This window comes from Enterobacter sp. EC_50, assembly GCF_019584525.1.
GTDB classification, from domain to species: Bacteria; Pseudomonadota; Gammaproteobacteria; order Enterobacterales; family Enterobacteriaceae; genus Enterobacter; species Enterobacter roggenkampii.
Genome location: NZ_VDAF01000028.1, coordinates 13,019 through 32,481, shown reverse-complemented (window position 1 = coordinate 32,481; position 19,463 = coordinate 13,019). Strand labels below are relative to the sequence as shown.

Annotated in this window: 20 protein-coding genes; 15 read left to right on the top strand and 5 right to left on the bottom strand. The window is 55.3% G+C overall.

All coding sequences use genetic code 11. The features are described 5' to 3' along the window. Positions 1 to 53 precede the first annotated feature (53 nt). Positions 54 to 1,028 carry a porphobilinogen synthase gene (gene hemB / locus FHC48_RS19805; RefSeq protein WP_021241687.1) on the bottom strand — a complete coding sequence of 325 codons (975 nt, stop codon included), beginning with the start codon at positions 1,026 to 1,028 and terminating at the stop codon, positions 54 to 56. A 453-nt stretch (positions 1,029 to 1,481) separates the two neighbouring features. Here hemB and FHC48_RS19800 point away from each other — a divergent pair, with 453 nt between their 5' ends. Both FHC48_RS19800 and FHC48_RS19795 read left to right on the top strand, forming a co-directional pair. Then, on the top strand, positions 1,482 to 4,256 hold the full coding sequence (locus tag FHC48_RS19800; RefSeq protein ID WP_220418893.1) for an autotransporter outer membrane beta-barrel domain-containing protein: 2,775 nt from the start codon (positions 1,482 to 1,484) through the stop codon (positions 4,254 to 4,256). Between the two features lie 93 nt (positions 4,257 to 4,349). Beyond that, positions 4,350 to 4,973, top strand: coding sequence for a helix-turn-helix domain-containing protein (locus FHC48_RS19795; RefSeq protein ID WP_008503292.1), 624 nt, complete (start codon positions 4,350 to 4,352; stop codon positions 4,971 to 4,973). Between the two features lie 2 nt (positions 4,974 to 4,975). On the opposite strand, the gene ampH is transcribed toward FHC48_RS19795, so the two are convergent. Next, positions 4,976 to 6,136, bottom strand: a complete 1,161-nt coding sequence (ampH, locus tag FHC48_RS19790) for a D-alanyl-D-alanine-carboxypeptidase/endopeptidase AmpH (RefSeq protein WP_008503291.1) — start codon at positions 6,134 to 6,136, stop codon at positions 4,976 to 4,978. 204 nt (positions 6,137 to 6,340) lie between these two features. Here ampH and FHC48_RS19785 point away from each other — a divergent pair, with 204 nt between their 5' ends. From FHC48_RS19785 to FHC48_RS19775, 3 genes are all read left to right on the top strand, one after another. Then, a complete protein-coding gene (locus tag FHC48_RS19785) occupies positions 6,341 to 6,874 on the top strand; it encodes an isochorismatase family protein (protein WP_059363678.1) in 534 nt (177 codons plus the stop codon). Between the two features lie 114 nt (positions 6,875 to 6,988). After that, on the top strand, positions 6,989 to 8,209 hold the full coding sequence (sbmA, locus tag FHC48_RS19780) for a peptide antibiotic transporter SbmA (RefSeq protein ID WP_059363680.1): 1,221 nt from the start codon (positions 6,989 to 6,991) through the stop codon (positions 8,207 to 8,209). 14 nt (positions 8,210 to 8,223) lie between these two features. Next, entirely contained in the window at positions 8,224 to 9,321 is a 1,098-nt protein-coding gene (locus FHC48_RS19775) for a DUF1615 domain-containing protein (RefSeq protein ID WP_059363681.1), read from the top strand. Here FHC48_RS19775 and FHC48_RS19770 read toward each other — a convergent pair. Then, complete coding sequence (locus tag FHC48_RS19770) at positions 9,318 to 9,617, bottom strand: DUF2755 family protein (protein ID WP_008503287.1); 300 nt, start codon at positions 9,615 to 9,617, stop codon at positions 9,318 to 9,320. The genes FHC48_RS19775 and FHC48_RS19770 overlap by 4 nt on opposite strands. 247 nt (positions 9,618 to 9,864) lie before the next feature. On the opposite strand from FHC48_RS19770, the gene FHC48_RS19765 reads away from it, so the two are divergent. Further along, positions 9,865 to 10,101, top strand: a complete 237-nt coding sequence (locus FHC48_RS19765; RefSeq protein ID WP_008503286.1) for a DUF2754 domain-containing protein — start codon at positions 9,865 to 9,867, stop codon at positions 10,099 to 10,101. Here the strand turns inward: FHC48_RS19765 and ddlA are convergent. Next, complete coding sequence (gene ddlA / locus FHC48_RS19760) at positions 10,098 to 11,198, bottom strand: D-alanine--D-alanine ligase (RefSeq protein ID WP_039265813.1); 1,101 nt, start codon at positions 11,196 to 11,198, stop codon at positions 10,098 to 10,100. The two genes, FHC48_RS19765 and ddlA, sit on opposite strands and share 4 nt — an antisense overlap. A 103-nt stretch (positions 11,199 to 11,301) precedes the next feature. On the opposite strand from ddlA, the gene FHC48_RS19755 reads away from it, so the two are divergent. The 6 genes from FHC48_RS19755 (at position 11,302) to adrA (ending at position 16,968) form a co-directional block, all read left to right on the top strand. Next, positions 11,302 to 11,985 (top strand): extensin family protein, encoded by a 684-nt coding sequence (locus FHC48_RS19755; protein ID WP_059363682.1) that lies wholly within the window; start codon positions 11,302 to 11,304, stop codon positions 11,983 to 11,985. Between the two features lie 167 nt (positions 11,986 to 12,152). After that, the gene (locus FHC48_RS19750; RefSeq protein ID WP_059363683.1) at positions 12,153 to 13,367 is read left to right on the top strand and encodes a multidrug efflux MFS transporter; all 1,215 of its coding nucleotides are present in this window, start codon (positions 12,153 to 12,155) and stop codon (positions 13,365 to 13,367) included. A 209-nt stretch (positions 13,368 to 13,576) separates the two neighbouring features. After that, the gene (gene iraP, locus FHC48_RS19745) at positions 13,577 to 13,837 is read left to right on the top strand and encodes an anti-adapter protein IraP (protein WP_023293178.1); all 261 of its coding nucleotides are present in this window, start codon (positions 13,577 to 13,579) and stop codon (positions 13,835 to 13,837) included. A gap of 99 nt (positions 13,838 to 13,936) precedes the next feature. Continuing rightward, on the top strand, positions 13,937 to 15,352 hold the full coding sequence (gene phoA / locus FHC48_RS19740) for an alkaline phosphatase (protein WP_021241677.1): 1,416 nt from the start codon (positions 13,937 to 13,939) through the stop codon (positions 15,350 to 15,352). Positions 15,353 to 15,441: 89 nt separating this feature from the next. Beyond that, complete coding sequence (gene psiF, locus FHC48_RS19735; RefSeq protein WP_008503278.1) at positions 15,442 to 15,762, top strand: phosphate starvation-inducible protein PsiF; 321 nt, start codon at positions 15,442 to 15,444, stop codon at positions 15,760 to 15,762. Between the two features lie 102 nt (positions 15,763 to 15,864). Then, the gene (adrA, locus tag FHC48_RS19730) at positions 15,865 to 16,968 is read left to right on the top strand and encodes a diguanylate cyclase AdrA (RefSeq protein ID WP_059363684.1); all 1,104 of its coding nucleotides are present in this window, start codon (positions 15,865 to 15,867) and stop codon (positions 16,966 to 16,968) included. Positions 16,969 to 16,984: 16 nt separating this feature from the next. On the opposite strand, the gene proC is transcribed toward adrA, so the two are convergent. Next, a complete protein-coding gene (gene proC / locus FHC48_RS19725; protein WP_021241675.1) occupies positions 16,985 to 17,794 on the bottom strand; it encodes a pyrroline-5-carboxylate reductase in 810 nt (269 codons plus the stop codon). 97 nt (positions 17,795 to 17,891) lie between these two features. Here proC and FHC48_RS19720 point away from each other — a divergent pair, with 97 nt between their 5' ends. From FHC48_RS19720 to yaiA, 3 genes are all read left to right on the top strand, one after another. Further along, positions 17,892 to 18,353 carry a YaiI/YqxD family protein gene (locus FHC48_RS19720; protein ID WP_021241674.1) on the top strand — a complete coding sequence of 154 codons (462 nt, stop codon included), beginning with the start codon at positions 17,892 to 17,894 and terminating at the stop codon, positions 18,351 to 18,353. Between the two features lie 141 nt (positions 18,354 to 18,494). Continuing rightward, positions 18,495 to 19,019 (top strand): shikimate kinase AroL, encoded by a 525-nt coding sequence (gene aroL, locus FHC48_RS19715; RefSeq protein ID WP_008503273.1) that lies wholly within the window; start codon positions 18,495 to 18,497, stop codon positions 19,017 to 19,019. Between the two features lie 44 nt (positions 19,020 to 19,063). Then, positions 19,064 to 19,255 (top strand): protein YaiA, encoded by a 192-nt coding sequence (yaiA, locus tag FHC48_RS19710; RefSeq protein WP_008503272.1) that lies wholly within the window; start codon positions 19,064 to 19,066, stop codon positions 19,253 to 19,255. The last annotated feature ends 208 nt before the right edge of the window (positions 19,256 to 19,463 follow it).

The window sequence follows — 19,463 nt, the reverse complement described above, 5'->3', positions numbered from 1 at the left end:
TGAGCAGAGAGCAGGCCGGGTAAGGCGAAGCCACCACCCGGCGCTAAAGCGGATTAACGCAGAATTTTCTTCTCGGCCAGATCCAGGGCGAAGTAGCTGAAGATCAGATCCGCGCCGGCGCGTTTGATCGCGCCCAGGCTTTCAAGGATCACTTTCTCTTCGTCGATCGCCCCTGCCAGCGCGGCGAACTTGATCATTGCGTACTCGCCACTCACCTGGTAAGCGCCCAGCGGCAGCTCGGTGCGTTCGCGGATGTCGCGCAGGATATCAAGGTATGCGCCAGCCGGTTTTACCATCAGGCAGTCTGCGCCCTGGGCTTCATCGAGCAGGGATTCACGAATCGCTTCGCGGCGGTTCAGCGGGTTCATCTGATAGGTTTTACGATCGCCTTTCAGCGCCGTGCCGGCTGCTTCACGGAACGGGCCGTAGAAGGAGGAGGCAAATTTGGTGGAGTAGGACATGATGGCGGTGTCGGTGAAACCGGCCGCGTCCAGCGCCTGACGAATCGCCTGAACCTGTCCGTCCATCGCCGCAGACGGTGCGATGAAGTCCGCACCCGCAGCGGCCGCGACGACCGCCTGCTTGCCGAGGTTCAGCAGGGTGGCATCGTTATCCACGCCGTGATCGCACAGCACGCCGCAGTGGCCGTGAGAGGTATATTCACAGAAACAGGTGTCGGACATCACCACCATTTCCGGCACCGTCTCTTTGCAGATGCGGGACATGCGGGCGACGAGGCCATCTTCTTTCCACGCGTCGCTGCCGGTGGCGTCAGTATGGTGGGAGATGCCGAAGGTCATCACCGAGCGGATCCCCGCGTTGGCGATACGTTCGATCTCACGCGCCAGATATTTCTCCGGAATGCGCATGACGCCCGGCATGGCTTCGATGGCTTTGTAGTCATCGATCTCTTCTTCAACAAAAATCGGCAACACCAGATCGTTTAAGGTCAGGGTTGTCTCTTCAAACATAGCGCGCAGTGCAGGTGACTTACGCAGACGGCGGGGACGTGCAATTAAATCGGTCATGGTATGCCTGATGTTTGTGGAACAAAGAGGGCTAGTGTACCTCAAAGTGGCGACGGGTGTTTTACTAAAGTGGGCATTTTGCTTTTGCGAAATGCAGCAGAAGAGTTTGCCTGTTACCAATAATATATAATGCAGGACAGTATAACGCTGAGAGAAGAATGAGATATTTGTGTTATTTCTATATGGAAATGAATGTATCATTAAAAATGATTTATTATTTTTTATGATATTTCCCTGATTGCTTTGCCCGTGCATTAACATTTTGTTTTTATAATATTTATTTTATGACGCCCTGTGCGTTGTGGTCTGAATCTGTTTTTTGTCTGAATGCGGACTTAATGGAAACATTCATTGAACCTTTTCGAAATGAAACTGCATAATTCCCTCCGCAATTAAATATTGCAAATTCATTGATGGACAAACTTGCTTACGTCCCTGAGGAGGGATGACCCAATGCAAACATGGAAAAAGAAACTCGTTGTATCTCAACTTGCATTAGCCTGCACCCTGGCTATCGCTTCTCAGGCCAATGCGAAGGATATTTCCGGTACGACATATAATACCTTCGGATACGATAATACAGCGACCACTCCCTGGTATTATGGCTATGCCGACTGGGATTTCTCAGATGCCATCCACGATGGTGATATTTACCCGGTGATTAATAAAACCACCGTGAATGGTGTTATTTCAACGTACTATCTCGATGATGGCATCAATGGTCGGGCGAATGCGTTGAGTATTTCCAACAGCACCATTAATGGCATGATTACCTCTCAGTGTATGACCGCCACCTGTGCTGATGGTCTGGATGCCGACGGCACCCAACATGCTCAATACGATCGGTTTAGCCTGACCGTTGATAATTCCACCATTAACGATACGTATGAACATTATGCGTATGATGTCGTGAATGGGGAAAATACGGAAAGACACTATCTGGATACCTATGATATGGGTAATGCGATTACCCTGGATGTGGAATCAGATATTGTTATCCAGAATAATTCTCACGTCGCGGGGATTACCCTGACGCAGGGGGATCAGGAACGGGATAATACCCCGTACGACGGCGTTGAAGGCGTAGCCAACAGCAGCAAGGTCTTTACCGACACGCTACTGGTAAAAGATTCGGTACTGACTTCCGGTGCGTACCGCGATTTAGGTACCAGCGGATTCTACGGCCAGACTGCGAAGCCGAGCGACTATAGTGAAACCGACGCGACAGGGGCAGATGATGCCGCGCTGATTGTTACCGCCAGCGCGTCTGATAACGCGATGCAGACCGCTGCCACGTTCGATCACTCCACCGTTACGGGCGACATCCTGTTCTCCAGCACCTTCGACAACAACTTCTACCCGAACGGCGATCCGGCAACCGATACCACCGAAGACGGTGTCTATAACCCTACCACCAACGGCTGGGACGGCACCGATAAGCTGGATGTCACCCTGACCAACGGCAGCAAATGGGTCGGTGCTGCGCAGTCCAGCGTTGAGGCTATCGGCACGACGCAGATGTATGGCCAGGGCTACAGCAACGTAGACTGGCGCACGCTGTCCCCGAACAGCATTTGGCCGGATTCCACCTATGACAGCAACGCACATGTTGCGGGTGAAGCGGTGTATCAGAGCGGTCTGTTTAACATTGCGCTGGATAACGGCTCCGAGTGGGATACCCGCAAGATGTCAAACATCGACACGCTGACGGTAAACAACCAGTCTCAGGTCAATGTTGAAAACTCAGGCCTGCTGGCGGATACCATCACTCTGACCAATGCTTCCTCATTGAACATTGGCGACAACGGCGGCGTGGCCACCGACCATCTGTATCTGGACAGCGATAGCCGTGCGGCACTGACGGAAGAAACGGCCGAGCTGTATGCCAACACCATCACCGTGGATAACGGTGCAGAGCTGGCGCTGGGTCTGGGCCAGGTTGATACGCACACTATGGTTCTGACCGATGGCGGCGTGCTGAATGTTGCCAGCCGCGATTACGTGCTGAACAGCGATCTGAACAACGCACGCTATATCACTAACGACAAGTGCAGCGCCGATTATGACTACGGCGTAGTGGCCATTCACTCTGACGGCCATCTGGCGGTGAACGGTGACGTCGCAGGCAACTATAAAGTCCGTATCGACGACGCGACCGGAGCAGGTTCCGTCGCTGATTACAAAAATAAAGAGATTGTCCGTGTCTATGACAATAACGCGGATACGGCGGCCAGCTTTACTGCCGCAAACAAAGCCGATTTAGGTGCTTATACCTACCAGGCGCAGCAGCAGGGTGACACCGTCGTTCTGCAGCAGAAAGAACTGACCGACTATGCCAATATGGCGCTGAGCATCCCTTCTGCTAATACCAATATCTGGAATCTGCAGCAGGATACCGTAGGTGCACGTCTGACCAACAGCCGTCACGGCCTGGCGGATAACGGCGGGGCGTGGGTGAGCTACTTCGGCGGCAACTTCGACGGTGACAACGGCGTTATCAGCTACGATCAGGACGTGAGCGGTATTATGGTGGGTCTGGATACCCAGATTGACGGTAATAACGCGAAGTGGATCGTCGGTGGTGCGGCAGGTTTCGCGAAGGGCGATATCAGCGATCGTACCGGTCAGGTCGATCAGGATAGCCAGACGGCGATGATCTACGCGTCAGCGAAGTTCATGAACGATCTTTTCCTCGACAGCTCCCTGAGCTACACCCGCTTCAACAACGATCTCTCCGCTAACATGAGCAACGGTCAGTATGTTGACGGCAATACCACCAGTGACGCTGTTGGCTTTGGTCTGAAGCTGGGTTATGACTGGAAAACAAACCTCTCTGGCTACGTAACGCCATACGCAGCCGTATCGGGTCTGTTCCAGTCAGGCGATGATTATCGCCTCAGCAATGACATGCGCATGGATGGACAATCATACGATAGCCTGCGTTATGAACTCGGTGTTGATACGGGTTACACCTTCAACTACGGCGGCGATCAGGCTCTGACCCCTTACTTCAAACTGGCCTGGGTTTATGACGACGCCGATAACAATGCCGATATTAACGGTGACAGCATTGATAACGGCGTGAAAGGTTCAGCTGTTCGTGTTGGGCTGGGCACCCAGTTCAGCTTCACGAAGAACTTCAGCGCTTACACGGATGCCACATATCTTGGCGGCGGCGACGTTGACCAGAACTGGGGCGCAAACCTGGGTGTGAAATATACCTGGTAATGAATAAAGCGGGGGAGGGGTTATCTCCTCCGCTTTTTAGCGAAGCAATAAAAATAATATTGAACCGACAAATACGGATGACTTGAGGTCTGCATGAACGTTAATGCGAAACCACTTTCTGAATTACGCCGGCTCGAACAGGGGTTAATAGCAGCCAGTACCCCTTTTACATGTGCACCCCAACAATTAATTACGTCGGGCGAATCGAATGAGCCTCGCACGATCGTATTACAAACCGGCGTTATTGAGATCTATCGCCCTTCTGATGAACTTCTGGTGGGGATTGCGACTGCCCCCTTTATTTTTGGTCTGGCTACGGTGATGATTAATCATTCACAAGAATACAGAGTGATTGCTAAAACGGCCTGTACCGGTTTTTATTTATCCACAGAAACTACCCGACAACAAATCCAGCAATTTTCACTGTGGAAAGAGGCCTTCAGCTGGTTATCCTGGATAAATTACATTCTTGAGAAGCGCGATAAGCAGCTGGTTGGCAATAACTCCTATCACCAGATCCGCGCGATGCTGCTTAATATGGCCGAGTGGGATGAAACGCTGCGTTCAAAAATCGGTGTGATGAATCATATTCAGCAAAGCACACGCATTTCACGTTCTGTTGTTGCCGAAGTTCTGGCCGCCCTGCGACAGGGAAATTATATCAATATGAGCCGGGGCAAGCTGGTCAGCATCAACCGCTTGCCCACGGAATATTAATCTCAGTTGGATGCGGTAAGCACCTGGGCTTTATTGGCACTCAATTCCGCCACCAGGTTATTAACACCGTCACTCATATTGACGAAACGCGTATGTGGGGAGCGAGTGACCACCACAAACGCGCCCACGTTCGACTGCGGAATCATAGCCATATAGGTGATGAATCCGCCGCCGCCGCCGGTTTTCTGAATAATCCCCGGCCGGCCATTTTTCGGTGCCATATAGACCCAGCCCATGCCGAGCGCATCGGCTTTACCCGGCACGTCCATCCCGATGACCCGATGCAGCTGAGTACGCTGATAAATCAGGGTCTGCATACGGTCGGCCTGGCTGCTGCGAGAGTAGAAATCCGAGGAAAGGAACTGCTGCATCCAGCGCATCATGTCGCCAGGCGTGGAGTAAACCCCGCCGCTGCCCACGGCCGCCAGCGTGTTATTACAGGGGCTGGCGCCTTTCTCCGCCACCATCAGGCGACGACACTGGTCCGGGGACGGGGTGAACGTGGTGTCTTTCATGCCGAGCGGACGGGTGATCTGTTCTTCAAACAGTTGCGTGTAGGGTTTGCCAGCCGCCGTTGAGAGGGCATCCGCCAGCAGGTCAAACGCCAGGTTTGAATATGAGGCCTGCGAACCCGGCGCCGCCTTCAGCGTGGCGGTACTCAGATAGCTCCAGCGCTGGTCGCGCGTTGGCCAGACGAAGACGTCACGATGCGCCGCGCCGCCTGGCTGTTCACGCGGCAGGGCGCTGGTGTGGGTAGCAAGGTTCACAAGCCGGATCGGCGTACCCTGATACGTGGGTACCCGGGCGCCTGGCGGCGCGTATTTGCTGAGCGGATCGTCGAGCTTCACCACGCCCTGATCGAGCAGTTTCACCAGCATTTCGCTGGTCATCAGCTTGGTTAAGGATGCGATGCGGATAACGGAATCCAGCTGCGGGTGAACGTTATTGCCCGGGCGCGTTTCGCCAAAGCTGCGAAATACACGCTGGTTTCCGTCGATAACGACCATCGCCATACCGGTCGCGCCGCTGCCGTAATAGATAAGGTTCGCGTAGCGATCGGCAATATCTGAAGCTAAAACGGGAGCCGTCAGCGGTTGGGCTGCCTGGGCGGTAGAGAAGCTCACCGCACACAGCGCGGCAAAAGAGAGCAGACAACGTTTCAACGAAAAGCATCCATGAAGTGAATGAGGAAAGTAATGGGTATTTATACTACTAATCGGTACCGTGCAATGCCCCGAATTGCATAACGATAGCGAGAAAAACGTAACCATGGGTAAATATGAACAATTTACTTGCGAGCCATCTCCCATTTTGTGACATCGGGCTTATGATAGGCACCAGTGTCACTCAATCTTACGGAGAACGGTATGTCTGAGAAGCGTGTGGTTATGGTTGTCGATATGCAAAACGGGGTGTTTGAAACCCCTCGTCATCAGCGCGAAAAGTGTGTCTCTCTGATCAACCAGCTTACGCAGGCAGCCGACACGGTGATTTTTATACAGCATACCGAGGCCGGGGGGCTGGAAGAGGGAAGCGAAGGGTTTGCGCTACTGCCTGAACTCCATCAGCCTGCTGGTGCGCTTTACGTGACCAAAATGGCCTGCGATGCCTTCTACAACACCGGGCTTGAGGCGCTGCTGCGGGAGCAGGGCATTCGCGAGTTTGTCATCTGCGGCTGCGCCACCGATTACTGCGTCGATGCGACGATCAAGAACGGCGTCAGCCGGGGTTATCACATCACCGTTGCCGAAGATGCCCATACCACCGCCAACCGTCCGGCTGCTGACGCACAGATCCTGATTAACCATCACAACGACGTCTGGCGTAACTTCATTGCGCCAGCGAATCCTCTCGCGGTGAAACGCACCGAAACAATTCTTGAAAACTGGAAAGCGAACTAATAATTAACGCTCGGGTCTGACCTTTTTGCCGGAGCCGGGAGGCTGGCGCGGGCAGGTTTTCGTGTGGTGACGTGTTGTACACAGCAACAGCCATAACAACAAGAAGGAAGCATTATGTTTAAGTCTTTTTTCCCAAAGCCGGGGCCTTTTTTCCTGTCGGCATTTATTTGGGCACTGATCGCTGTCATTTTCTGGCAGGCGGGCGGCGGCGCATGGCTGACGCGCATCACGGGGGCGACAGGCGAGGTGCCGATTAGCGCGGCGCGCTTCTGGTCGCTGAGCTACCTGCTGTTTTACGCCTACTACATGGTGTGCGTAGGGATGTTTGCCCTGTTCTGGTTTGTCTATTCACCCCACCGCTGGCAGTACTGGTCGATCCTTGGCACATCGCTGATTATCTTTGTGACCTGGTTCCTGGTGGAAGTGGGCGTAGCGGTTAACGCCTGGTATGCACCGTTCTACGATCTGATCCAGACCGCGCTGAGCTCGCCACACAAGGTGACCATCAATCAGTTCTACCATGAGGTCGGCGTCTTCCTCGGCATCGCCCTGATTGCGGTGATCATCGGCGTGATGAACAACTTCTTCGTTAGCCACTACGTTTTCCGCTGGCGTACCGCGATGAACGAACATTATATGGCGCACTGGCAGCACCTGCGTCATATCGAAGGTGCCGCACAGCGTGTGCAGGAAGACACCATGCGTTTTGCCTCCACGCTTGAAGACATGGGCGTCAGCTTTATCAACGCCATCATGACGCTGATTGCCTTCCTGCCGGTGCTGGTGACGCTCTCGGCGCACGTGCCGGATCTGCCGATTGTCGGCCACATTCCGTATGGTCTGGTGATTGCTGCGATTGTCTGGTCGCTGATGGGCACGGGCCTGCTGGCGGTAGTTGGGATTAAACTGCCGGGTCTGGAGTTTAAAAATCAACGCGTCGAAGCCGCATACCGTAAAGAGCTGGTGTACGGTGAAGACGATGCCAACCGCGCCTCGCCGCCGACCGTCCGCGAGCTGTTTGGCGCCGTGCGTCGTAACTATTTCCGTCTCTACTTCCACTATATGTATTTCAACATTGCGCGTATTTTGTATCTGCAGGTGGATAACGTTTTCGGTTTGTTCCTGCTGTTTCCGTCCATTGTTGCGGGTACGATTACGCTCGGTCTGATGACGCAGATCACCAACGTTTTCGGTCAGGTTCGTGGGTCGTTCCAGTACCTGATCAGCTCCTGGACCACGCTGGTGGAACTGATGTCTATCTACAAACGTCTGCGCAGCTTTGAACGCGAGCTGGACGATCGTGACCTGCAGGAAGTCACCAACACATTTAGCTAATACAGGACGTTGCTATGCCTTTTGCCGTACCGCGCGCGTTACCGTTGACCATACTGGCCGCTTTTGTGCTGGCAGGCTGTGCCGAAAAGGGGGCCGCTCCGCTCAAAAAGGGCGAGAAGCCCGTTGATGTGGCGAGCGTTGTGCGGCAGAAAATGCCCGCCAGCGTGAAGGATCGCAATGCGTGGGCAGACGCGCTGGCAAAAACCTTTGAGAGCCAAAAGATTGCGCCGACCGAGGAGAACATCTGTTCGGTGCTGGCGGTGGCACAGCAGGAGTCGATGTACCAGTCAGACCCGGCTGTGCCGGGGCTGAATAAAATCGCCTGGAAAGAGATCGACCGCCGCGCGGAGTCCATGCATATCCCGGTGTTCCTCGTGCATACCGCGCTGAAAATCACCTCGCCGAACGGCAAAAGCTACAGCGAACGGCTGGATACGGTGAAAACCGAAAAACAGCTTAGCGCTATTTTCGATGATTTCATCAACATGGTGCCGATGGGTCAGAAGCTGTTTGGCTCACTGAACCCGGTCCACACCGGTGGCCCAATGCAGGTAAGCATCGCGTTCGCGGAGAAACACACCGACGGCTATCCGTGGAAAATCGACGGTACGGTGCGCCAGGAGGTCTTCTCCCTGCGCGGCGGACTGTGGTTCGGCACGTATCACCTGCTGAACTACCCGGCGAACTACGATGAGCCGCTGTACCGCTTTGCCGACTTTAACGCCGGCTGGTATGCCAGCCGTAATGCGGCATTCCAGAGTGCGGTCAGCCGCGCAAGCGGCGTTAAGCTGGCGCTGGACGGCGATCTTATCGCCTACGGCAGCAGCGAGGCGGGAAGCACCGAGCTTGACGTACGGAAATTATCGACAACGCTTGGCTTGAGCAACAGCGACATTCGCCGCCAGCTTGAGAAAGGCGACAGCCTGGCCTTTGAGAAAACGGATCTCTACAAGAAGGTGTTTGCGCTTGCAGAGCAGAAAAGCGGGAAAACGTTACCGAGGGCTATCCTGCCGGGTATTCAGCTGGAAAGCCCGAAGATCACGCGTAACCTGACCACCGCGTGGTTCGCGAAACGCGTGGACGATCGCCGGGCTCGCTGTATGGGGCTTTAACGGCGGCGGCGAAAGCGCAGCACTAATGCCACAACGCCCAGAATCATACATCCCGCGAGGAAGGGAATCAGGCCGAACAGGGTGCTGACGCCAAAGCCAATCTCAACTCGCGGGCGTCCGTTATCCTGCACCTGCATCAGGTGTTCGTAAACGCCAGGCGCATGGACCAGCATATTGAGCAGCTGCGAGCCAGCCCAGAAGCAGAACAGAACAAACAGGGCATACGCGATATTACCCGCCGTGGAGGTTTTTGGTTTTCCGCCAAAAATCGGTTTCGACAATGTAAAGTCAGCCATGATGACCTCCGGATAAATCGCTCTGTTAATACGCTTCGTACAGGGTGAGTTTGACAGGTCATCGCATTTGTCAATATCAGAATCGTGGTAATTTACGCGCCGGAATCCTCCTGGATTGTTGATTTCTGCAGCACGTCACAATTTATTAACTTAAGTGAAATTGCGTCGCGTTTCAGAATTTCCGTATCTGCCACAGACCTGGCCGTAAAACTGTGAGAGGATGTCTTTTTTTCCTGCCGGAGTTGTTATGAAGCTCACGTCCAAACTACGCCGTGACTGGCACTACTACGCCTTCGCTATCGGGCTGATCTTTATTCTTAACGGTGTCGTGGGCCTGTTGGGGTTTGAAGCAAAAGGCTGGCAAACCTATGCCGTTGGGCTGGTGACCTGGGTTATCAGTTTCTGGCTGGCGGGGTTGATTATCCGCCGCCGTCCTGAAGAGACGACAGCGGATGAGGCAGCGTCGGCGAAGCGCGCCGACTAACCGTTTACGGAACTTTTAAGCGCGCTGTCGGCGGCATGACGCTCCAGCGCCAGTTCGATCAGGCGGGTGATCAGTTCCGGATAGCTGAGGCCGCTCGCCTGCCACAGCTTCGGATACATGCTGATGTTAGTGAACCCCGGCAGCGTGTTGATTTCATTGATCACCACCTCGTTTTCCGGCGTCAGGAACACATCCACGCGCGCCATGCCGCAGCAGCCGAGCGTCTGATAGGCGCGAATGGCGATCGCCCGGATCTTATCGTTAACCGCCGGATCGAGATCCGCAGGCACGACAACCTGCGCGCCTTTATCATCAATGTATTTGGTGTCGTACGAGTAGAAGTCGCTGTTTAAGACCACTTCGCCGCAGGTGCTCGCCTGTGGAAAATCGTTGCCCAGCACGGCGCACTCAATTTCACGGCCTTTGATGCCCTGCTCAACCACCACTTTATGGTCGAACTCAAACGCCAGGCGGACGGCCTGGGTGAACTCTGCTTCGCTTGTCACTTTGCTGACGCCCACGGAGGAGCCCTGGTTCGCCGGCTTCACAAACAGCGGCAGACCCAATTCAGCGCTAATCTGCGCGAAGCTGTGCTTGTCGCGGTTGGCGCGGGTGAGCGTGACGAACGGCGCGATATTCAGCCCGGCGTCGCGCAGCAGGCGTTTGGTGACGTCTTTGTCCATGCACGCGGCGGAGCCGAGTACGTCCGAGCCGACGAACGGCAGGTTGGCCATGCGCAGCATCCCCTGCAGAGAACCATCTTCCCCCAGCGTGCCGTGCACGATAGGGAAGACCACGTCGATCTGGGCGAGTGCCTGAGCATTGCCGGCATCGATAAGCTGCCCCTTCGCGACGCCGGGTACGGTGGCGACGCTAATTTCTGAAGGATTCAGGGCGATATGGGCCGGATCGTGAGCATTCAGCAGATACTGGCTGGCATCGTTAACGTGCCACTGGCCCTGTTTATCAATGCCCAGCAGCACCACGTCGAAACGGCTTTTATCGATCGCATCAACGATATTTTTAGCCGATTGCAATGACACTTCGTGTTCCGCTGATTTTCCCCCAAAGACAATACCTACGCGCTGCTTAGCCATCTCACTCTCTTCCAGTCTGACGAAAAGCCAATAACATACCACGATGCCCGGCGGGTTTCGCGACCTTCTGCCATAATGTTTGGGGGAATGTTCAGGGGGGCGAGTGAAAGGAAAAACGCTGCTGACCGTTTTGATTCTTATCGCCGTCGCAACGGTGGGTTACCGCTGGTTGCCGCCTTACTACAACCCTTTCATACCGCTGACGCTTGACGATCCGCCAGGCCGAATCACCCAGTATAAGCTTCGGCGCTTAACGCCCGAGGCCTGCGCAAACCTGCTTGCGCAGGCTAATCAACGCGATCTCATCCGCACCCAGCCGGTCGCTGACAGTGCCGGGGAATGCCCGCTGAGCGACGTCGTGCGCGTGCGAGACTTCGGCCCGGTCGGCCTGAACGGCAGCTTTCTTGCCAGCTGTCCGCTGGCGCTCAGTTCAGCCCTCTTTATCAGCCAGCAGGCCCGGCCGCTGACAAAACGCTATACGGGCAGCGACCTCGCGCGTATCGATCACCTCGGCAGCTTTGCCTGCCGCAATATTTACCACCGCCCTGACGCGCGCCGCAGTGAACATGCCACGGCGGAGGCGCTGGATATTGCCGCTTTTCGTCTGGCGAACGGCGAACGCGTCACGGTGCTGAACGGCTGGAAGGCGGCCACGACGCAGCCCTGGCTGAAGGCGATGCTGGAGGCAAGCTGCGGGTACTACGGGAACGGTCTGGGGCCAGAGTACAACGCGGCGCATGCCAACCATTTTCATCTCGGAATGCGCGGTTTTGGCCTGTGCCGGTGAAGCATAATATTCCGCCAGAAAATGGATGAGTTGTGACTTATTTCACAAATATGATGACTGGGGAGATAAAACACCAAAGTCGGTCAGGCCGCATCTCTGGTGCGACGTTAACACGCGTAACTTGCTAATCTGACGGCGAATTCGCCTAAAAATGAAGACTATTCTGTATGGAATCCTGGAAAGTTAATCTCATCTCGGTCTGGTTCGGTTGCTTCTTCACCGGGCTGGCCATCAGCCAGATTTTGCCGTTCCTGCCGCTGTACGTGTCGCAGCTGGGGGTGACCTCGCATGAAGCGCTTTCCATGTGGTCCGGTCTGACGTTCAGCGTCACGTTTCTGGTCTCCGCCATTGTGTCACCGATGTGGGGCAGCCTGGCCGATCGAAAAGGCCGTAAACTGATGCTGCTGCGCGCCTCGCTCGGGATGGCGATAGCCATTCTGCTGCAGGCCTTCGCCACCAACGTCTGGCAGCTGTTCTTCCTGCGGGCGGTGATGGGGCTGACGTCCGGGTATATTCCAAACGCCATGGCGCTGGTCGCCTCTCAGGTGCCGCGCGAGCGGAGCGGCTGGGCGCTGAGCACGCTCTCCACGGCGCAGATCAGCGGCGTCATCGGTGGCCCGCTGCTGGGGGGCTTTCTGGCGGACCACGTCGGACTGCGCGCGGTATTTATCATCACTGCGGTTCTGCTGGTGGTCAGTTTTCTGGTCACGCTCTTTCTGATTAAAGAGGGAGGCCGCCCGATTATCAGTAAATCTGAACGCCTGAGCGGCAAGGCCGTTTTCGCCTCGCTGCCTTATCCGGGGCTGATGATCAGCCTGTTTGTCACCACCATGGTGATCCAGCTCTGTAACGGTTCGGTGGGGCCGATACTGGCGCTGTTTATCAAGTCAATGGAGCCGGAGAGCACGAACATCGCTTTTTTAAGCGGCATGATTGCCGCCGTGCCGGGCGTATCCGCCCTGATTTCCGCGCCGCGTCTCGGAAAACTGGGTGACAGGATCGGTACGGCGCGCATCCTGATGGCGACGCTGATCTTTGCGGTGGTGCTCTTCTTTGCGATGTCGTTCGTCACCTCTCCGCTTCAGCTTGGCGTACTGCGATTTCTGCTCGGGTTTGCTGATGGCGCCATGTTGCCTGCGGTACAGACCCTGCTGGTCAAATATTCCAGCGACCAGGTGACGGGGCGAATTTTTGGATATAACCAGTCATTTATGTATCTGGGGAATGTTGCCGGTCCGCTTATTGGTGCATCCGTTTCCGCAATGGCCGGTTTTCGTTGGGTATTTGCGGCGACAGCGATTGTTGTTTTAATCAATATTATCCAGCTGGCTATTGCGCTGCGACGCCGCAGACAAATGGCGGAGGCGAAATCGGCGAGATAACGCTTTCGCAGATGTATTATATATTCTTATGGTAGCCGCATTTTTATATAACAAAATGCGGCGTCTTTTTATAGAAAAACGTTTCGCTCACGGCGAGGTCTCTTTATTTCCGTTTCTGTATCACTTTTGCATACCATAATTAATTTCTTCTCTTTGCATTATGGATTCAGAGTGATAACGTCAGATAAAACTGAAAAGGAACTGGCACGATGAAAAACCTCATTGCTGAATTGCTGGTCAAGCTGGCACAAAAGGAAGAAGAGTCAAAAGAGCTGGTGGCCCAGGTCGAAGCGCTTGAAATTGTGGTCACCGCGCTGCTGCGACAAATGGCGAAAACCGATCAGCAGGCGTTGATTGAGAGCGTGGAAGGCGCGCTGGAGAGCGTCAGGCCTGAATCGCAGGTACCGGTTGAAGATGCTGAGATGCTCCACCAGTACGTAAAGAAGCTGTTAAGGCATCCGCGCAGCTAAACCGTCACAGGACGTAACGACGTGTCATAGAATTGTCATGCAGGATGCCTATAGTCGCTCTGTTTTTATTTTTATGTATTTTTACATGGAGAAAATAAATTGAAACAGAGCGCACTTTTCATCGCATTACTTCCTCTGTTAATTACCCCTGCCATTTATGCTGACACGACGCAAACCAGCGTCCTGGATAATCGTGCGGCAAAAGGGGATATCACCCAGCCCGGCGGCGCGCGCCGATTGTCGGAAGATCAAACCGCCGCCATTCGCGCTTCGCTTAATGAAAAACCGGCGAAAAATATTATTCTGCTGATTGGCGATGGAATGGGTGATTCCGAAATCACGGCGGCGCGAAATTATGCCGAGGGGGCGGGCGGCTTTTTTAAAGGTATCGACGCATTACCGCTGACCGGACAATATACCCACTACGCGCTGGATAAAAAAACCGGTAAACCGGATTACGTAACGGACTCTGCGGCCTCGGCCACGGCGTGGTCCACCGGCGTGAAAACCTATAATGGCGCGCTGGGCGTGGATATTCACGAAAAAGATCGTCAAACCCTTCTGGAGATGGCAAAAGCGGCGGGCCTGGCGACCGGTAACGTCTCCACCGCTGAACTTCAGGATGCGACGCCTGCGGCGCTGGTGGCACACGTGACCTCGCGTAAATGCTACGGCCCGTCAGTGACCAGCGAAAAATGCCCAACGAACGCGCTGGAAAAAGGTGGCAAAGGCTCGATTACGGAACAGCTGCTGAATGCGCGTCCTGACGTGACGCTGGGCGGCGGCGCGAAAACCTTCGCGGAAACCGCGACGGCGGGCGAGTGGCAGGGCAAAACGTTGCGCGAGCAGGCGCAGGCGCGCGGCTATCAGCTGGTGAGTGACGCAAATTCGCTGGCGGCGATAACCGAGGCGAACCAGGACAAACCGCTGCTGGGGCTGTTCTCTGACGGCAACATGCCCGTGCGCTGGGAAGGTCCAAAAGCCTCATATCACGGCAATATCGATAAGCCAGCGGTGACCTGTACGCCTAACCCTAAACGCACGGACAGCGTACCGACGCTGGCGGCGATGACCGATAAGGCGATCGATCTGCTGAGCAAGAGCGAAAAAGGGTTCTTCCTGCAGGTTGAGGGGGCGTCGATCGATAAGCAGGATCATGCGGCAAATCCGTGCGGTCAGATTGGCGAAACCGTCGATCTGGACGAAGCGGTGCAGAAGGCGCTCGCGTTCGCGAAAAAAGACGGTAACACCCTGGTGATCGTCACCGCGGATCACGCGCACGCCAGCCAGATCGTTCCACCAGATACCAAAGCCCCTGGCCTGACGCAGGCGCTCAACACCAAAGATGGCGCCGTCATGGTGATGAGCTACGGCAACTCTGAAGAAGAGTCCATGGAGCACACCGGCACCCAGCTGCGCATTGCCGCCTACGGCCCGCACGCGGCCAACGTGGTAGGCCTGACGGATCAAACGGATCTATTCTACACCATGAAGGCGGCGCTGGGTCTGAAATGATAAATTCCCGGCGGAAATCACATCTGCCGGGTGGTTTTTTTCCTGTCACGAACCAGACTTACAGGGAATGTTCACAAAAGGATGGTGCAATGAAAACAACATTACTGGTTACTCTGCTCTCCGGCCTGTTCCTGGTCGCATCGGCGAACGCGGAAGAGAAAACATTAACGCCGCAGCAGCAGCGTATGACCACCTGTAATCAACAGGCGACGTCTCAGAGTCTGAAGGGCGATGCCCGCAAGACCTACATGAGCGACTGCCTCAAAAACGGCGCTTCAAAGCCAGCTGAAAAAAGCCTGACGCCTCAGCAGCAAAAGATGCGCGAGTGTAATGCCAAGGCAACCGAGCAGTCCCTGAAAGGGGATGACCGCAGCAAGTTCATGAGTGCCTGCCTGAAGAAAAAAGTGTAGTTCGAACGGGTGAGCGGCTCAGGCGGCTCACCCGAAATTTCATACTTTCCCCGCAGACCCCCTCTCTATAATTTGGGAAAATGTTTCAGAATATTCCCAAAAATGATGAATGATGAAACGTATTACAACACAAAGCGCATTCGGGAAGAGTGGAATTTAACCCTTTCTCAGGATGACCCTCACCGCGCCGGCATTCAGTTTGCCCGGCGGGTTCGGCTGGCGCGCGCCGTGGGGCTGGCAGCGATGTTTTTCCCGGTTGCAGGAATGCTGGTCACCCATTTTTTACCCGGCGGCTGGTGGCTTTTACTGGTCGGTTGGGCGTTCGTCTGGCCCCATTTCGCCTGGCAGTTATCCTGCCGGGCCGCGTCACCTCATCAGCAGGAAGAGTTCAATCTTAAGATCGATGCCATTATTGCCGGGCTCTGGATCGGCGTGATGGGGATGAGCGCGTTACCCACGGCAGCGCTGGTGATGATGGTCGGGATGAATATGATGGGCTCCGGGGGCTGTCGTCTGTTTATCCCGGGGATCCTGCTGACTCTGCTCTCCGCGCTGGTGACGCTGCCGATTGTTGGGCGCGTGGCCGTCTTCAACCCCGACCTCGTGGAGTGGAGCTTAACGCTTCCCGTACTGGTGCTTTATCCCATGCTGTTTGCCTGGCTCAGCCACCGCACCGCCGTCAGGCTTGCTGAGCACAAGCAGCGGCTGGAAATGATGAGCACCCGCGACGGCATGACCGGGGTCTATAATCGCCGACACTGGGAAATGCTGCTGCGAAATGAATTTGAGCATTGCCGCCGCGATCGCTGCACCGCCACGATTTTACTGATTGATATCGACCACTTTAAAAATATCAACGATACCTGGGGGCACGCCGTGGGGGATGAGGCGATCATTGCCATCACGCGCCAGCTTCAGATGTCGGTGCGGTCAGGTGATGCCATCGGCCGGTTTGGCGGGGATGAGTTTGCGGTGATTATGTCGCAGACCGCAGCGGAAAGCGCCATCGCCGTCATGTCCCGGGTGCATGAGCGGCTGGAAAAGCTGTCGCTACCGTGCGCGCCAAAAGAGGCGCTGCGCATCAGCGTGGGCGTTGCCCCCTGGGGGCCGCAGTTTGCACATTATCGGGAATGGCTAAAGGCGGCTGACGTGGCGCTGTACAGGGCGAAAAATGCCGGGCGCAGCCGCACCGAAGTGGCCGCCTGACGCCCGACTGAAACGATCAGGATTTACTCAGCTTCTCTGATTTTTCCATGCATTTTGCCATTGCCTCAATGACGGCCGAGCGGAAACCGCGCTCCTCCAGCACCCGCACCGCTTCGATGGTGGTACCGCCTGGGGAGCAAACCATATCTTTCAGTTCACCCGGGTGTTTGCCGGTTTCCAGCACCATTTTGGCGGAGCCCATGACGGCCTGCGCGGCGAACTTATACGCCTGGGCGCGCGGCATTCCGCCAAGCACGGCGGCATCGGCCATCGCTTCCAGGAACATGAAGACATACGCAGGCGCAGAACCACTCACGCCCACCACCGGATGGATCATCGATTCGGCAATCACTTCCGCTTCGCCGAAGCAGCGGAAAATGTTCAGCACATCGGCTACGTCTTCCGGGGTCACCAGCGCGTTAGGCGTGACGGAGGTCATGCCGGCGTTAACCAGCGAGGGGGTATTGGGCATTGCGCGAACAATTTTGCGGTCATGGCCCAGCGCGCGCGCCAGCTGGTCAAGCGTCACGCCCGCGGCAATCGACACCACCAGCGTCTCTTTATTCAGGCTGGAGGTGATGTCGCTCAGCACTTTGATCATGATGTTCGGCTTGACGGCGCCAAAGACGATATCGGCGACCTGGGCCACTTCCTGCGCGCTTTCGGCAGCGTTAATCCCGTATTGATCGCGCAGCGCGGCGACCTTGTCCGGTGACGGGGTATAGACCCAAATCTGACCCGGCAGCACCTGCCCGCTGGCGATCAGGCCGCCCAGAATGGCTTTGCCCATGTTACCGCAGCCGATAAACCCGATTTTCTTGTCCATCACGATCCTCCGTCATTATGCGTTGTTTTCTCTGATTGATAGCTTAACAACGAAATGCAGGCGACAATAGTCGGCAGAGTCATTATGGGGAGACAATATGGCGATTTGGGTTGATGCGGACGCGTGTCCGAACGTGATTAAAGAGATTTTATTTCGCGCCGCCGAGCGCGTTCAGATGCCGCTGACGCTGGTGGCGAACCAGAATATTCGCGTGCCGCCTTCGCGCTTCATTCGTTCTTTGCGCGTGCCTGCCGGGTTTGACGTGGCGGACAACGAAATTGTCCGCCTGTGCAGCGCGGAAGATCTGGTGATCACGGCGGACATTCCGCTGGCGGCCGACGTGCTGGAGAAAGGGGCGGCAGCGCTCAATCCGCGCGGTGAGCGATACTCGCCGTCGACCATCCGCGAGAAGCTTACGATGCGCGATTTTATGGATACCATGCGGGCCAGCGGCGTGCAGACCGGTGGGCCGGACAGCCTCTCACAGCGCGATCGCCAGCAGTTTGCTGCCGAGCTGGATAAATGGCTGCTGGAAGTGAAGCGCCGTACAGCGAAATGATAATTATTGTCAATGTGTGGTACAGTGTGGCCTCCACAGGGTTGTCATCCCGTACCGCTTTGCAGTAAAGTAATCGCAACATCTTCTGCAATTATTTCTTTACACTCTTCAGCCTTCCGGCATCAAGGGGAACACCTGGCTATGACCCAACCCATCTTTTTAGTTGGCCCCCGCGGCTGTGGGAAAACCACCGTTGGCCTGGAGCTGGCACGCGTGTGTCATCGCCAGTTTGTGGATACCGACCACTGGCTGCAAACCGAGGCCGGAAAAACTATCGCCGACATTGTTGAGCAGGAAGGCTGGGAGAGCTTTCGCGCACGCGAAACGGCCGCGCTGAAAGCGGTCACGACCCCGTCCGCGGTGATCGCCACCGGCGGTGGCATTGTTCTGGCGGAGTGTAATCGTCACTTTATGCGCGAAAAGGGGATTGTGATTTACCTCAGCGCGCCGGTGTCGGCCCTGGTTGGGCGTCTGGAAGCCTTTCCGGAAGAGGGGCAACGCCCTGCGCTGACCTCCAGGCCGCTGAACGAAGAGGTGAGTGAAGTGCTGGCCGAACGCGATGCGTTATACCGCGAAGCGGCTCACCACGTGGTGGATGCGTCCGCCTCTCCCGAAGACGTTGTGATTCAGATTATTACCGCCCTGCGTTTGGCGTGTGCCAGCTAAGCGGCGTCTATACTTATAGCTCAGACATAAAAAAAGGATGAGCTATGCCAACAAGACCTCCCTATCCGCGTGAAGCGCGCATTGTAACCGTTGAAAAAGGCCAGACAGGTCACACTGTGACCTGGTATCAACTGCGTGCCGATCACCCCAAACCCGACTCGCTGATCAGTGAACACGAGACGGAACAGGAAGCGCTGGATGCGAAGCGGCGCTATGAAGATCCCGACATAACCTGAGCGGTTTCCTAAACGCTCCAGGATCGTGCCTGAATCACACTTTTTACTCATCGTAAAAGTTAAGCAGGAGTTAATATTTAGTTAATACAAGTAACTCTGGTATCGGCAGGCGATCTTTACATTTCGGTGTCGGGATCACCTGCTACGCTTGGTGCTGTTTTGTTGAAAAAACGAACTGTGCAGCGTAGTGAGCCTGTACCTGTGTGCA

Bases quoted from the DNA above. Each gene is read 5' to 3' on its own strand.
- FHC48_RS19720 (WP_021241674.1), top strand. From the start codon at position 17,892: ATGGCGATTTGGGTTGATGCGGACGCGTGTCCGAACGTGATTAAAGAG.
- aroL (WP_008503273.1), top strand. From the start codon at position 18,495: ATGACCCAACCCATCTTTTTAGTTGGCCCCCGCGGCTGTGGGAAAACC.
- iraP (WP_023293178.1), top strand. From the start codon at position 13,577: ATGAAAAACCTCATTGCTGAATTGCTGGTCAAGCTGGCACAAAAGGAA.
- sbmA (WP_059363680.1), top strand. From the start codon at position 6,989: ATGTTTAAGTCTTTTTTCCCAAAGCCGGGGCCTTTTTTCCTGTCGGCA.
- FHC48_RS19800 (WP_220418893.1), top strand. From the start codon at position 1,482: ATGCAAACATGGAAAAAGAAACTCGTTGTATCTCAACTTGCATTAGCC.
- adrA (WP_059363684.1), top strand. From the start codon at position 15,865: ATGATGAATGATGAAACGTATTACAACACAAAGCGCATTCGGGAAGAG.
- FHC48_RS19775 (WP_059363681.1), top strand. From the start codon at position 8,224: ATGCCTTTTGCCGTACCGCGCGCGTTACCGTTGACCATACTGGCCGCT.
- proC (WP_021241675.1), bottom strand. From the start codon at position 17,794: ATGGACAAGAAAATCGGGTTTATCGGCTGCGGTAACATGGGCAAAGCC.
- yaiA (WP_008503272.1), top strand. From the start codon at position 19,064: ATGCCAACAAGACCTCCCTATCCGCGTGAAGCGCGCATTGTAACCGTT.
- FHC48_RS19765 (WP_008503286.1), top strand. From the start codon at position 9,865: ATGAAGCTCACGTCCAAACTACGCCGTGACTGGCACTACTACGCCTTC.
- ddlA (WP_039265813.1), bottom strand. From the start codon at position 11,198: ATGGCTAAGCAGCGCGTAGGTATTGTCTTTGGGGGAAAATCAGCGGAA.
- FHC48_RS19785 (WP_059363678.1), top strand. From the start codon at position 6,341: ATGTCTGAGAAGCGTGTGGTTATGGTTGTCGATATGCAAAACGGGGTG.
- FHC48_RS19750 (WP_059363683.1), top strand. From the start codon at position 12,153: ATGGAATCCTGGAAAGTTAATCTCATCTCGGTCTGGTTCGGTTGCTTC.
- psiF (WP_008503278.1), top strand. From the start codon at position 15,442: ATGAAAACAACATTACTGGTTACTCTGCTCTCCGGCCTGTTCCTGGTC.
- FHC48_RS19795 (WP_008503292.1), top strand. From the start codon at position 4,350: ATGAACGTTAATGCGAAACCACTTTCTGAATTACGCCGGCTCGAACAG.
- FHC48_RS19770 (WP_008503287.1), bottom strand. From the start codon at position 9,617: ATGGCTGACTTTACATTGTCGAAACCGATTTTTGGCGGAAAACCAAAA.
- hemB (WP_021241687.1), bottom strand. From the start codon at position 1,028: ATGACCGATTTAATTGCACGTCCCCGCCGTCTGCGTAAGTCACCTGCA.